Source organism: Octadecabacter sp. B2R22, assembly GCF_018861045.1.
In the GTDB taxonomy this organism is placed as follows: Bacteria; Pseudomonadota; Alphaproteobacteria; order Rhodobacterales; family Rhodobacteraceae; genus Octadecabacter.
On the sequence record NZ_JAHKQJ010000005.1, the window covers coordinates 497,456 to 510,311 of the forward strand.

At 57.8% G+C, this 12,856-nt stretch carries 13 protein-coding genes; 7 read left to right on the plus strand and 6 right to left on the minus strand.

The annotated features are described in order from the left end of the window. Positions 1-454 precede the first annotated feature (454 nt). From KO486_RS05040 to KO486_RS05065, 6 genes are all read right to left on the minus strand, one after another. Positions 455-1,345, minus strand: a complete 891-nt coding sequence (locus tag KO486_RS05040; protein ID WP_216036143.1) for a glycosyltransferase family 2 protein — start codon at positions 1,343-1,345, stop codon at positions 455-457. Next, on the minus strand, positions 1,346-2,509 hold the full coding sequence (locus tag KO486_RS05045) for a peptidoglycan-binding protein (protein WP_216036144.1): 1,164 nt from the start codon (positions 2,507-2,509) through the stop codon (positions 1,346-1,348). It lies immediately after the preceding gene. A gap of 39 nt (positions 2,510-2,548) precedes the next feature. Beyond that, complete coding sequence (gene cbiB, locus KO486_RS05050) at positions 2,549-3,481, minus strand: adenosylcobinamide-phosphate synthase CbiB (protein WP_216036145.1); 933 nt, start codon at positions 3,479-3,481, stop codon at positions 2,549-2,551. Next, positions 3,481-4,497, minus strand: coding sequence for a threonine-phosphate decarboxylase (locus tag KO486_RS05055; RefSeq protein ID WP_216036146.1), 1,017 nt, complete (start codon positions 4,495-4,497; stop codon positions 3,481-3,483). The genes cbiB and KO486_RS05055 overlap by 1 nt, the downstream gene beginning before the upstream one ends. Continuing rightward, complete coding sequence (locus KO486_RS05060; protein WP_216036147.1) at positions 4,490-4,861, minus strand: DUF1636 domain-containing protein; 372 nt, start codon at positions 4,859-4,861, stop codon at positions 4,490-4,492. Before KO486_RS05060 ends, KO486_RS05055 begins: the two co-directional genes overlap by 8 nt. A 64-nt stretch (positions 4,862-4,925) precedes the next feature. After that, on the minus strand, positions 4,926-5,906 hold the full coding sequence (locus KO486_RS05065; RefSeq protein ID WP_216036148.1) for a glutathione S-transferase family protein: 981 nt from the start codon (positions 5,904-5,906) through the stop codon (positions 4,926-4,928). Positions 5,907-6,191: 285 nt separating this feature from the next. Between KO486_RS05065 and KO486_RS05070 the strand changes: the two genes are divergently transcribed. The 7 genes from KO486_RS05070 to cobM are packed head-to-tail and all read left to right on the plus strand — an operon-like array spanning position 6,192 to position 12,776. Continuing rightward, positions 6,192-6,416 carry a DUF6732 family protein gene (locus KO486_RS05070; protein ID WP_216036149.1) on the plus strand — a complete coding sequence of 75 codons (225 nt, stop codon included), beginning with the start codon at positions 6,192-6,194 and terminating at the stop codon, positions 6,414-6,416. Next, positions 6,413-7,624, plus strand: a complete 1,212-nt coding sequence (locus KO486_RS05075) for a sirohydrochlorin chelatase (protein WP_216036150.1) — start codon at positions 6,413-6,415, stop codon at positions 7,622-7,624. The genes KO486_RS05070 and KO486_RS05075 overlap by 4 nt, the downstream gene beginning before the upstream one ends. Positions 7,625-7,641: 17 nt before the next feature. Continuing rightward, the gene (locus tag KO486_RS05080) at positions 7,642-8,283 is read left to right on the plus strand and encodes a precorrin-8X methylmutase (RefSeq protein WP_216036151.1); all 642 of its coding nucleotides are present in this window, start codon (positions 7,642-7,644) and stop codon (positions 8,281-8,283) included. Continuing rightward, the gene (gene cbiE / locus KO486_RS05085) at positions 8,276-9,481 is read left to right on the plus strand and encodes a precorrin-6y C5,15-methyltransferase (decarboxylating) subunit CbiE (RefSeq protein ID WP_216036152.1); all 1,206 of its coding nucleotides are present in this window, start codon (positions 8,276-8,278) and stop codon (positions 9,479-9,481) included. The genes KO486_RS05080 and cbiE overlap by 8 nt, the downstream gene beginning before the upstream one ends. After that, positions 9,478-10,179: a precorrin-2 C(20)-methyltransferase gene (gene cobI / locus KO486_RS05090; protein WP_216036153.1), complete on the plus strand. Its 702-nt coding sequence runs from the start codon at positions 9,478-9,480 to the stop codon at positions 10,177-10,179. The genes cbiE and cobI overlap by 4 nt, the downstream gene beginning before the upstream one ends. Beyond that, the gene (cobJ, locus tag KO486_RS05095; RefSeq protein WP_216036154.1) at positions 10,170-12,008 is read left to right on the plus strand and encodes a precorrin-3B C(17)-methyltransferase; all 1,839 of its coding nucleotides are present in this window, start codon (positions 10,170-10,172) and stop codon (positions 12,006-12,008) included. The genes cobI and cobJ overlap by 10 nt, the downstream gene beginning before the upstream one ends. Continuing rightward, positions 12,009-12,776, plus strand: coding sequence for a precorrin-4 C(11)-methyltransferase (cobM, locus tag KO486_RS05100; RefSeq protein ID WP_216036155.1), 768 nt, complete (start codon positions 12,009-12,011; stop codon positions 12,774-12,776). The last annotated feature ends 80 nt before the right edge of the window (positions 12,777-12,856 follow it).

The window sequence follows — 12,856 nt, forward strand, 5'->3', positions numbered from 1 at the left end:
GGCGCGCACTAACGAGGGTTCGGTTACGGTTGGATGCGGGACCGTTCTCTCGAAGTTCTAAGCCAGGGCCTGCGACGGTGACCTCAAAACGGCATCCTACGGCCAGACTGTCAAAAAGCGCCTCTCGCGATGCCCCAAATAGCGATAGCACACGGCTCTCGGGTAATTCAAAACTCCCGTAATCAGATCTGATTAGGCCGCAATACGTGAGGCCGAAACTTGGCTGGTCTGACCTGAACTTCGGGAATACTTTCCAACTTCGGCGGCTTCGGCATTCCCGCGCCGCACCGATTTCGGTGATCGTTACGATTTCGGTTTGCCGAAAAACCATTAACGGCAAGACCTCAAGGCCGACAGCGGCGATGCTAAATGCGAAGGCCCCAAATAGATATTTGTGCAGCGTTCTTAGGCTCTTTGTTTGAGGTGCATCGGTCCCTTTCATAAACTGTGTGCCCTAAAACAACGCCTCAACTTTGTCGCGTAGCCGTAGGTCAGCCTCGACCAGCAATCCATGCGTTGCCAATGCTGAAACGAGTTGAGGCGTCGCTACCTGCGTTGCTTCGTAGAACGCATCAACCTCGGTCGCACTCGCATCCTCAAGGAACGCCGCCAAAGTCTCATTGAAACGATAGGCACCGTTGACTGTGCGGTGCGGAAGGGCTGCGAGCCAATCCGCTTTGTCCTGCGCATGAAAATGAAGAACAACGATTTCTGGGGTCACGGGCACATGCAGTGGTGGTTCTTTTTTCCCGAATGATCCCGCGTGAATTTTTGGGATCAGTCCCTTTATTCCAGTCTTAAAGAAGCTCTTGCCGACCTTATGGCTTAGCATATTCTTTTTCAGCAGCGCGGTGTAATCGCCAAGAACATCCATGCGTTTTTCAGCGGGCATCCCGTTGGGAAAAGGCAGCCGGAACTGCCGCGCGGTGAAGATATCATCGGGCAATGAGGGGTCGTTCAGAGCTTCGGCTGGGGCGACCCGCATGAATGGGAAATCATCATCCCAGTCATCCAGAACGTCGCTGATTGACCTTGTGCAATAGAGATATTCGTCGATGTCGACATGGGCGATGACAGGCAAGGCGGCTTCAGCGTAGATGCGTTGCATGTTGTAGCTTTGGCGGGGTTCTTGTTTGTTCGGGCGCATGCCTAGCACGGCCCAGTAGGCGTCATCACACAGGATCGCTGTTACATCATCCAGCTGGTTTAGAACGTGGCCCGTGATCTCATCCGCGTCATCCAGATGCACCCAGATATGCGCCGCGCCAGCGGCACGATGCCACGCCACAAACGCCAGCAACTGGGTCAGAGGCGCCTTGGCCGTGGTGCAAACGCCCCACTTCACCTAAAGCGCATTCAAAAGGGCGGGCGTGGGCCATGCATCAGCAGGCATCCCCAGCCGTTGTTGTTCAGCCTGAATCGCGACTCTTGTGCGGGCGCCGATGATACCGTCAGCGCCACCGACGTCGTGCCCACGCGCTTCAAGCTTGCGTTGCAGCTGCTGAACCTGTTCACCGCTTAACCCCGCATCCGGATTGCCCGCGTTATAGACAGGCGCGCCTTCCAACCGCGTGCCAAAGTAGGCGGCGGTGAGCACATAAACGAACGATTGGTTCCACTCGAAATAGACGTCAAAATTCGGATAGGCGAGGAACGCCGGCCCCTTTCGGCCCATTGGCAGGATCAAAGACGCTTGTAGATTCGGAAGCGACCCATTGCGGGCTGTAACGCCCATGCCAGCCCAATCAGAAGTCGACATTTTCACTTCTGTTCCGGACAGGGACCAATCCATCTCGCTCGGTGCTGTGACTTCTTGCAACCACGGCTGCCCTGCAACCCAGCCCAGCGACGACAGCACGCTTGCACCTGACAAAAGCGCATCCGGCGCGGAGGTTTTTAGGGTGATATGGCCGTCGCCATCGCCGTCACGGCCATTTTCGATGATGTCGCCCGGCAGCATTTGAACCATGCCAATCTCTCCGGCCCAAGCGCCTGTCGTGCGGTCAGGGTCAAAATCGCCACGTATGAACAGTTCAAGGGCGGAATAAATGTGCGGGCGAAACAGCTCTGGTCGGCGGCAATCATGGGCCAGCGTCAGCAGCGCATTGCGGGTGTTGAAATCCCCCTGAAACGCACCGAAATCCGTCTCAAACGCCCAAAAAGCCAGCATCACACCGCGTGGAATGCCGAGCTCTGCCTCGATCCGGTCAAATATAGCATCCTGCTGTTGGGCCTGCGCCTGTGCGTTCTGGATGCGGTTGCTGGAAATAAGCCGCCGCGAAAAGTCGATGAAATCGCGTTGAAACACGCCCTGTGCGCGGTCCGCTTGCAACACCGCTTGATCTTGCTGGGCTCCGTTGAAAAACGCCATGGCCGACTGGCGGGAATAACCCATGCTTATGGCTCGATCCGTCGCGGCGGCGATGAAGTCAGACCACGATCCACCGCAGGTCTGGGCTGTGGCGCCGCTGGCGAAAACGGAGAGCGCGAGTGTCAGGGATCGGATCATTGGGTCTCCTTAGGTTTCGCCCAAATTAGCGCATGCCCCTCAAGCCGCAAGCGCCGATCCGGCAAACCACGCCAATAACGGCGTGGCAGCGATCACAGCGATGACCAATAGTGCGAGCGCCCATGCTTTCCAAAGCAATGCAATGGCGCCATCGATGTCATCCGCACCTGCGTCTTTTGAGCCAACTGGGTTCACCCAAGGGAAGTCCTGTATCACACCTTCATAGCTACGCGGCCCAGAGAGAGAGACGCCGAGGGCAGGTGCAATCGCGGCCTCGGGCCAGCCCGCGTTGGGGGAGCGGTGCAAGGCCGCGTCGCGTCGGATCGCGGCCCATGTGGGGCGGTTCGGTGCAACCGCCCAAAGGAGCAGGGCCGTAATCCGCGCTGGAATCCAGTTCAAAACATCGTCTAACCGCGCTGCGGCCCATCCAAATGCTTCGTATTTCTCGGTGCGGTAACCGATCATGCTGTCCGCGGTATTGATGATCTTATAGGCTAAAAGACCCGGTAGCCCAGCGACGGCAAACCAAAATACGGGCGCGATCACACCATCGCTTAGGTTCTCAGCGGCACTTTCGATTGCACTGCGGGCGATTGCAGGTTCATCCATGTCGCGCACATCGCGACCAACGATCATCGCCACCGCAGAACGCCCGTCATCGACCGACAGGCGCAAGGCATCCGCGACGGCTTTTACATGGTCGACCAAAGACCGTTGCGCCAGTAAGATGGCACCAAGAACGACCTCAACCCAGATTCCCGGAAGGGACTGCAGCAAATAGCCAATCGCCAGCGCTGCAATCAAAAGCACCAGCACGGCTGCGATACCTTTCTGACGGGTGCGGTCGTTCAGTTTTTGATCAAGCGCCGAAACGCAGCGGCCCATGAGCACGGCGGGATGGGGGAAATGGTCCCAAAGCCATTTTGGTTCACCAAGAATTGCGTCCAGCACCATTGCCAGAACCAACGCCATCAGGCCAACCCTTCAACAGCGGATTCTAACTGCGCCCAGCGATCTGGCGCTGGCAATCCCAGCCGCAGCCACGTTTTTGAATAGGGGAAAATACGCGACCACACGTGGCCTTGCGCCAGATGGTTTTGTGCGGCCTCAGCGTCCGAAACTTCATATAACCGGAACAAATCTGTGCCGCCCACGAATGTAGCACCAGCTTGTGTCATTACGCGATCCAATCGCGCCGCATCCACCATCAAGCGCGCGCGCGTCGCTTTGGCCCATTCCACGTCTTCCAATGCCCGCGCACCGATTTCCAGCGCAGGACCGGCCACAGCCCACGGCCCCAAATGGTCCGACAACGTGGCCAGCGGCCTGACCTCTTCCTTGCGAAGCGGCAACTTAACCGTTTCAATAGGCGCCAACGTGCGCGGCGCGCCAATCGCAAACCCCAGCCGCAGCCCGGCAAGTCCCCAGAATTTGCCGAAACTCTTCAGGATCAAGACACCCTGATCCTCGGCCATTGCGATATGGCTTCTCTCCGGCATCACATCACAAAAACTCTCGTCGATAACGGTCAAGAGACGCCCACCCATCCGCGTTTCAGGCCAAATACGACCATCGGGATTGTTGGGGTGAACATAGATATGCATTGGTGCATCATCAGAGTCGTGCGTTTCAATCCAATTGGGTGACGCCGAAATCGCCGCAGCATGTTCATTGTAAGTGGGTTTGGGGATGTAGGTCGCGCCGAAATGATCCGTCAGATAAGGCACCTTGGCAATAATCGCAGATGCCCCATTCGCGGCAACAATTTCTGCGCCATCAGGCACATTCCAAAACGCGCGCGCCGCCGCCAGCAACCGATCCATTGCGCCTTGATCGGGCAGCGCGGTCCATGCGTCTTGGCCAATATCGCCCACAGGATAGGGCACTGGATTGATGCCCGTGCTTAGGTCCAACCATTCGTTGCGGCTGCCACCATATTTGGCGACTGCCGCGTCTAGCCCGCCTCCGTGGTCGCGCTTTTCACTCATCTGGAAGCGGTTGGTGGCGGGACACGAAATGTCCTTTCACGCCCTGCGGCCATTCGCGATAGGGCACTTGCCCTGTTTCGGATGCCGCGTGTTTTGCAGCATATTCAACGATGGCTTCGGCGTCCTCGGCCGTGGCCTCAAAGGTCCCCAGCGAGTAATTGATCTTGCTGCTGGACTGCACCGTAATGTTGCAGGCGCGATCACATCCCATCGTGCAGGACACGCGACGGGTGCGCACATCGCTCGCGCCCTCAGCGGCGGCTTCGACCATTTCGGCCAAGGCCTCGCCGTCTGTTTTCTCCATGCCGGTTTCTTCCCAGCCTGAGCGTTTGCAGGTGTCGCAGATTGTAATCCAAGTCGTCATGACGGCCTCTTAATTTGGTTCGGTAACTTCAACCCCAAACCTGCCGCCTCTTCAACCCATCACATTAAACGGTTTCGCGACCGTGCGGCGCCATAAAGTCCAAATCTGGATTGATCGGGATAATTCGGCTCGGGTTAATCGTGTCGTGACTGTAGTGATAATGACGGACGATGTGGTTCATGTTCACGGTCTCTGCGATGCCTTCGACCTGATACAAGTCCCGCGTGAACCCCCAAAGGTTCGGGTAATCCACAACGCGCTTTTTGTTGCACTTGAAATGCAAATGATAGACCGGATCAAACCGAACAAGGGTCGTCCAAAGCCGCCAGTCGGCTTCGGTTATCCTGTCCCCCATCAAATAGCGCGCTTGGCCAAGCCGTTCTTCTAGCCAGCCCAGGCTGTCAAATAGGGGAACGACTGCAGCGTCATACGCCTCTTGCGTTGTTGCAAAGCCGGACTTGTAGACACCATTGTTGACCGTGTCATAGATGCGCGCGTTCACATCCTCGATCGCGTCGCGCATGTCTTCGGGCCAGTAGTCGTCTGTGTTGCCGGTGATCCCATCAAACGCTGAATTGAACATGCGAATAATCTCGGAGCTTTCGTTGCTCACAAACGTTTCACGCTCCTTATCCCAAAGGATCGGCACGGTGACGCGGCCACTAATGTTTGGATCGGCCTTTAGGTAAATATCACGAGCAAAGGGAAGCCCATAAAGATCATCCCCCGTCGCCCCGTGGCTGTCTGTCTCAAACGTCCATCCATCCGACAACATGTCTGGGTGCACTGCACTTACGGATATGTGGTCCTGAAGCCTCTTTAGCGCTCTGAAGACCAACGCTCTGTGCGCCCATGGGCAAGCGTAAGACACGTATAAATGATAGCGTCCGGATGCGGCTTCGAAACCACCGTCACCGGATGGCCCCGCAGATCCGTCAGCCGTGATCCAATTGCGAAACTTCGCCGTGGTTCGTTTGAACGCTCCACCGGTCGATTTCGTATCATACCAAACGTCATGCCATTTGCCGTCGACCAATTGTCCCATAGCGAGTTCCTTCTTTGCTTGCCTATCCCCTAAAGCATCTGCGCTATTTGACCAATTCCCGCCGTCAGCGCAGCAAAGGTGCGCCTGCGCACAGGTCGCATTCAAACCGTTCACCGCCGCGAATCCGTTTGCAGAGCCGCCGCCTGCGCGTTACCAACGTCAAAGACGACGCCCAACAGGGCCAGAGAGGTTGTTGCCCAATAGGTTGACCCAAAAAGGGAACCGCGCGGGCATATCGTCCAAACCGCTAGGCGGTTCTCTGGCTTGTGACATCAGGAGACCCCAATGCGCCTTACCCTCGCACTCTTTATTTCGTTCGCGGCATCCCCCGCGCTAGCACATATCGGCCACATCGGTGAGGTCGCCGGCCATGGCCACTGGATCGCATTGGGCGGCATCGCCATTGCAGCCGGCATTGCCGCCCTTGGCGCGCGCAAGAAGTCTGATAAGGCCCAAGCCGAGGAAGACGCCCCCGAGGATGATATCGAAGAAGAAGGCGCCCCAGCATGAGCATTGAAAAGACAGGCGTGATGATTTGCGGTCACGGTTCCCGTAGCCAGTCCGCTGTTGATGAATTCGCCACGCTCGCTGATAAGCTGCCTGCGTATCTTCCGGATGATTGGCAGACCGAATACGGGTATCTCGAATTCGCTAATCCCGTGATCCGCGACGGCCTCGATAAGCTACGTAATGCGGGCTGCACCCGTATCCTTGCTGTTCCGGGTATGCTGTTCGCGGCGATGCATTCCAAAAATGATATCCCGACGGTACTGAACACATACGCCGCCAAACATGGCATGCAGATCAGTTACGGTCGCGAACTTGGCGTTGATCCGAAAATGATTGCCGCTGCCGCTGGGCGCATTAACGATGCGATTGCGGCTGCCGATTCCAAATACGGCCCTGTTGATCGTCACGATACCTGCCTCGTGGTTATTGGCCGTGGTGCATCTGATCCGGATGCGAACGGTAACGTCTCTAAGATCGCCCGCATGCTGCAAGAAGGCCTCGGCTTTGGTTGGCTCGAAGTCGGCTATTCCGGTGTAACCTTCCCGTTGGTTGAACCCTGCCTGACCCACGCGGCCAAGCTCGGCTACAAGCGTATCATCGTCGCACCGTACTTCTTGTTCTCGGGCATCCTTATCGATCGCATCTATGGTTTTACTGACCAAGTTGCCGCCGAAAACCCCGACACCCAATTCGTCAAAGCGGCTTACCTTGGCGACCATCCAAAGGTGCTCGAGACGTTTGCGGAACGTATTATTGAACAAACTCACGCGACGCCTCCGCCCAACTGCGGCATTTGCGGCTATCGCGAACAGGTCCTTGCCTTCGATGACGGAGAGCATCGCCACATTTCACCAGACCAACGCAATCACCCGGCGTTTGCAGATACACCGCCGTCTACCTGCGTGCTCTGTAAATACCGCACCCAAGTCCTCGGCTTTGAGGGTGAAGTGGGCGCGGTTCAGGAAAGCCACCACCACCACGTTGAAGGCCAAGGTGCATCGGCCCCTGGTTCGAACGTATCTGACTGCAAGATGTGCGATACTTTCTGTACCGGTATGTGCCGCTTAACGGCCGACCATGACCTCCATCATCACCACCACGATCACGGGCATGACCACCACCATGACCACGATCACCATCATCACGCGGCTTACCCGCACGCGGATCACCCTCACGGGCCAGAATCTGCACGTAAATCCAAGACGTAATCGCCCGAAAGCCTACAATGCGCCCCTATGAAACCAACCCTTCAGCGATCTACGCACAGTCATTCGCGACCGTGACAAAAGAGGCTCGCTTGGAGCGGTTCCCCGAGGCCTTGCGCCCGCTTATCACGCGTTTGATTCATTCTTGTGGCATGGTTGAAATAGCTGACCGATTGGCATTTTCGCCAGATGCGGCCTTTGCTGGGCATCACGCACTCCAATCGGGCGCGCCGATCTTGTGTGACTGTGAAATGGTTGGCGCTGGTATCATTCGCCGTTATCTGCCCGCGAACAATGACGTTATCGTCACGCTGAACGACCCTCGCACGCCAGATCACGCCAAGCAGATCGGCAACACACGGTCTGCTGCGGCTGTTGAATTTTGGGAACCTCACATAAAGGATGCTGTGGTTGCCATCGGTAATGCACCCACCGCGCTGTTCCATTTGCTCGATCTTATCGACCAAGGGTTTCCGAAACCTGCTGTGATCCTTGGTTTCCCAGTTGGTTTTGTCGGGGCCGCTGAATCCAAAGCCGAACTAGCAGCCAACCCGCGCGATGTTGATTTCGTCGCCCTTCGTGGGCGCAAAGGCGGTTCCGCGATGGCGTCTGCTGCCGTGAACGCCTTGTCCGCAGGGCTGCCGGAGATTTCGAATGCCTAACGCACCTTGGCTTCATATTGTTGGCATCGGCGAAGATGGGATGGACGGTTTGACGCCAGCCACTCGCGCCGTTGTTGAAGCTGCTGATGTGATTGTCGGCGGCGAACGCCACCACACGCTTTCGGTTAACCCCAACGCAGAACGCCTTGCTTGGCCTTCGCCCTTTGATGCGATGATTTCCACGCTGGAGACCTTGAAAGACCGTCGTGCGGTCGTCCTTGTGACAGGTGATCCTCTCTGGTTCTCGGTCGGCGCGCGCATCGGTCGTTCGGTTCCCGCGGACCAACTTGTCTACCACCCGCAGCTCAGCGCGTTTCAGCTTGCCGCTGCCCGCATGGGCTGGTCTTTGGCTGATGTTGAAACACTGACGGTGCATGGTCGCCCCGTTGAGCAAATGATCGCGTTCATTCAACCTGATCAGCGTCTTATCGTCTTGACGACGGGCGCAGAAACCCCCGCACAGATCGCCAAGTTTCTGACAGATCGCGGCTTTGGTGGTTCTAAGATGACAGTTCTTGCCGCGATGGGTGGAGACCGTGAGAAAAGGTTCGATGGTATCGCCGATAGCTGGTCTCACGATGTTCCCGCTTTCAATACGCTGGCCATCGACTGCGTTGCTGCCCCTGATGCTGCGCTCTTGCCGCGTGTGCCGGGCCTTGCAGATGCATTGTTCCAGTCTGACGGGACAATGACCAAACAAGAAGTCCGCGCCGCGACCGTTGCCAAACTCATGCCGATGCGCGGCGCACTTCTTTGGGACATCGGCACAGGCTGCGGGAGCGTCGCCATCGAATGGATGCGTGCGGCCCGTTACGCCCGCGCCGTCGGCATCGAACCTCGCGCTGATCGGCGTGCGTTGGCCGCGCAAAATGCGCTCGCGCTCGGTGCACCTAAGTTGGAAATCATCGACGGTACTGTGCCCGCTGCGCTCGAGGGTCTTGCACCACCTGATGCCGTCTTCATCGGTGGTGGCTTGTCGCATGAGACGTTTAAGGCAGCTTGGGCTGCTCTGCGCCCTCTAGGTCGACTGGTCGCAAATGCAGTGACGCTGGAATCCGAAGCCCTGTTGATAGAACTACACAAAGCCCACGGCGGCGATCTTGTGAAAATCCAGACACACCGCGCGGACCCGATTGGCAAACTCACCGGATGGCGTCCCGCGATGCCCGTCACACAATGGAGCCTGATCAAGCGATGACCGGAATTCTGTATGGTGTGGGCCTTGGCCCCGGTGCACCTGATTTGATGACGCTGCGCGCGGCCCGCTTGATTGAGGCCGCGAATGTCATTGCCTATCCGACCCTCGCTGGCGCCGACAGTTTTGCGCGTTCAATCGCAGCTGATCTGATCTCGGCGGATGCGACGGAAATCGTGATGGACGTTCCTATGACGGTTGACCGCGCCCCTGCGCAAGCGGCCTATGACAAAGGTGCGGCGCAGATTGCCGAGGCTTTGTCGGACGGCAAAGACGTTGTCTGCCTGTGCGAAGGTGACCCGTTTTTCTACGGCTCGTTTATGTATATCCACGCCCGCCTCAAGGACCGTTTTGAGGTCCGCGTGGTTCCCGGAGTGACGTCTGTGACAGCCTGTGCAGCCTCTTCGGAACAGCCGCTCGTTGCGCGTAATGAACGCCTCACCGTCCTGCCCGGCCCGATGGACGAAGCTGAACTGCGCGACCGGATTGCAGGCGCCGAAGCCGTGGCAATCATGAAAGTCGGTCGCCACCTTCCCAAAATCCGCGCAGTCATCGAAGACCTCGGGTTGACGGAAAATGCCACTTATATCGAACGCGCGACACTGCCTGAACAGGTTGTGCGTCCGCTCGCTCAAGCGCCCGAAAAGGCACCTTACTTCTCAATGATCTTACTCACGAAAGGAGCCGACCCGTGGCTCTAACTCCAGTCGTTCTCGCTTTGTCGAAATCCGGTGAACCCACCGCACATGCCATCGCCAAGGCGATGAATTGCGCTGTCCATGGCCGTGAGGATCGGGTGGAAACAGCGGATGCTTTCTTTGCCAACGCGCTTGATCACACTCGTGATCTGTTTGCTGCAGGGACCCCGATCATCGGCGTCTGTGCATCGGGCATTCTGATCCGCGGTGTGGCTTCACAACTCAACAACAAAACCACCGAACCACCAGTCATTTCGGTGTCCGACGACGGCAAGGTCGTTGTTCCATTGTTGGGCGGGCATCGTGGCGCGAACCGTTTGGCCAAGCAGATCGCCGAAGCCTTAGAGGGAACGGCAGCCGTGACGACCGCTGGGGACGTCGCCTTGGGCGTTGCGCTGGATGAGCCGCCGTTGGGATACCGCCTCCAGAACCCTGAAGACGCGAAATCAGTCATGGCAACACTTCTGTCAGGTGGTGGCGTCACATGGTCCGGCGACGCGATCTTTGATGCACAACTGCCCGATGGTGACGACGTCGAACTTTGCGTAACGGATGCGCCAACACACGGCAGCGACACGCGCCTCGTTTATCACCCGCAACATTTCACGCTTGGGTTAGGCTGTGCGCGCAATGCCGACCCCGACGATTTGTGGACCCATGTCGAAGGCGTTCTGCAAAGCAACAACATCGCGCAGGGTGCCATCGCCTGTGTTGCTTCGATTGATCTGAAGGCCGATGAGCCAGCAATCATCCAAGCCGCCAAGCGTCTTGGCGTGCCGCTCCGCGTCTTCACGGCGGACGATCTGAACGCCGAAACGCCGCGCCTCGCCAACCCGTCTGACGTGGTCTTGGCTGAAGTCGGAACCCGTGGTGTGTCCGAAGGGGCTGCCCTCGCCGCAGCGGGGCCAGACGCCACGCTGCACGTCGAGAAAACCAAAACCGCCACGACGACCTGCGCAATTGCTAAAGCGCCCGTACCGATTACGGGCCTAAAAGGTCGCCCTCGCGGGCGATTGTCTGTTGTCGGCATCGGGCCGGGTCAGGCGGCGTGGCGCACGCCAGAAGTGTCCCGTCTTGTCGCGGACGCAGAAGAATTGGTGGGTTATGGATTGTATATTGATCTTCTAGGGCCGCTCGCGGCTGGGAAGATCCGCAGCGATTTCCCGTTGGGTGGAGAAGAAGCGCGTTGCCGCTATGCCCTCGAACAAGCGGCTCTCGGCAAGAACGTCGCGCTGGTTTGCTCTGGGGATGCGGGCATTTACGCTATGGGTGCGTTGGTGTTCGAACTGCTGGATCGTGCCGAAAACGAGGAAGGCGTCAGCGATGCAGCTCGTCGTGTTGAAGTCGTCTGTTCCCCTGGTGTGTCTGCCTTGCAAGGTGCCGCCGCGCGGGCAGGGGCGCCGCTGGGGCATGATTTCTGTACGATCAGCCTGTCTGATCTTCTGACTCCACGCGATGATATCGTCCGGCGTCTGAAAGCGGCCGCCGAAGGGGACTTTGTGATCGCGTTCTACAATCCCGTGTCCAAAACCCGCCGGACGCTATTGGCCGAAGCCCGCGACATCCTGCTGCAACACCGCCCTGCGGATACGCCTGTGATGCTCGCGTCTAACCTTGGCCGCCCAACGGAACTGGTGCGCTACCGCCGTTTGGACGAACTTGAGGTGGATGAGGTCGACATGTTGACGGTTGTCCTGATCGGGTCATCCAACTCGCGCCTTGCTCAATTGGGCGAGGGACCGCGCATGTTCACTCCGCGTGGCTATGCCCGCAAAATTGACGGCGACCTTACCGACAAACGCCATGACCCCTACGAACCGGAGACTGCATAAATGACCGTTTACTTCATCGGCGCAGGGCCGGGTGATCCTGAACTTCTGACGCTCAAAGCCGCGCGCTTGATCAAGGCCTGCCCCGTTTGCCTTTACGCGGGCTCACTGGTTCCCGAACAGGTGGTTTCTATCGCGCCCGAGGGGGCGTTGGTCATGGACACTGCGCCCATGCACCTTGATGAAACCCATGCTGAAATCGTCAAAGCACACGCCAAGGGCCAAGACGTTGCGCGTGTGCATTCGGGTGATCCGTCGCTTTACGGGGCCATCGCTGAACAAATTCGTCGCCTAAAGGCTGACGGGATCGATTATGAAATCATCCCCGGCGTTCCTGCCTATACAGCGGCGGCTGCGGCGTTGGGCCAAGAACTTACCGTGCCAGAAGTGGCGCAATCTATCGTGCTGACTCGTATGTCGATGAAATCGACGGGCATGCCTGCGGGTGAAACGCTCGACAATTTCGGGCGCACCGGAACAACGCTGGCGATCCACCTTGGCATCCGTGCGCTGCGTGAAATTGAACGCCAGCTCACCCCTCACTACGGGGCCGACTGTCCTGCCGCTGTGATCTACCGCGTGGGCTGGCCGGATCAGTTGATCATCCGTGGAACCTTGTCCGATATTCGCGCAAAAGCACGGGATGCCAAAATCACTCGTACGGCACTGATTCTCTTGGGGCCCGCCCTCGCGCAGGATAACGGGTTCCCTGACTCCGCATTGTACGATGCCGCCAAACCCCATGTGCTAAGGCCCAAAGCGAAAGCATAGCGCGGATGCCGCAGCGCGGCGGAAGGTTAACTTGACGGTAACGATAAATGCGCCATCCTTTGCGCCATTGGATGGAGACT

Excerpts from the sequence above, each read along its gene's own strand:
- KO486_RS05060 (WP_216036147.1), bottom strand. The coding sequence starts at position 4,861 with ATGACGACTTGGATTACAATCTGCGACACCTGCAAACGCTCAGGCTGG.
- KO486_RS05045 (WP_216036144.1), bottom strand. The coding sequence starts at position 2,509 with ATGATCCGATCCCTGACACTCGCGCTCTCCGTTTTCGCCAGCGGCGCC.
- cobI (WP_216036153.1), top strand. The coding sequence starts at position 9,478 with ATGACCGGAATTCTGTATGGTGTGGGCCTTGGCCCCGGTGCACCTGAT.
- KO486_RS05080 (WP_216036151.1), top strand. The coding sequence starts at position 7,642 with ATGCGCCCCTATGAAACCAACCCTTCAGCGATCTACGCACAGTCATTC.
- KO486_RS05065 (WP_216036148.1), bottom strand. The coding sequence starts at position 5,906 with ATGGGACAATTGGTCGACGGCAAATGGCATGACGTTTGGTATGATACG.
- cbiE (WP_216036152.1), top strand. The coding sequence starts at position 8,276 with ATGCCTAACGCACCTTGGCTTCATATTGTTGGCATCGGCGAAGATGGG.
- cobM (WP_216036155.1), top strand. The coding sequence starts at position 12,009 with ATGACCGTTTACTTCATCGGCGCAGGGCCGGGTGATCCTGAACTTCTG.
- KO486_RS05070 (WP_216036149.1), top strand. The coding sequence starts at position 6,192 with ATGCGCCTTACCCTCGCACTCTTTATTTCGTTCGCGGCATCCCCCGCG.
- KO486_RS05055 (WP_216036146.1), bottom strand. The coding sequence starts at position 4,497 with ATGAGTGAAAAGCGCGACCACGGAGGCGGGCTAGACGCGGCAGTCGCC.
- KO486_RS05075 (WP_216036150.1), top strand. The coding sequence starts at position 6,413 with ATGAGCATTGAAAAGACAGGCGTGATGATTTGCGGTCACGGTTCCCGT.
- cbiB (WP_216036145.1), bottom strand. The coding sequence starts at position 3,481 with ATGGCGTTGGTTCTGGCAATGGTGCTGGACGCAATTCTTGGTGAACCA.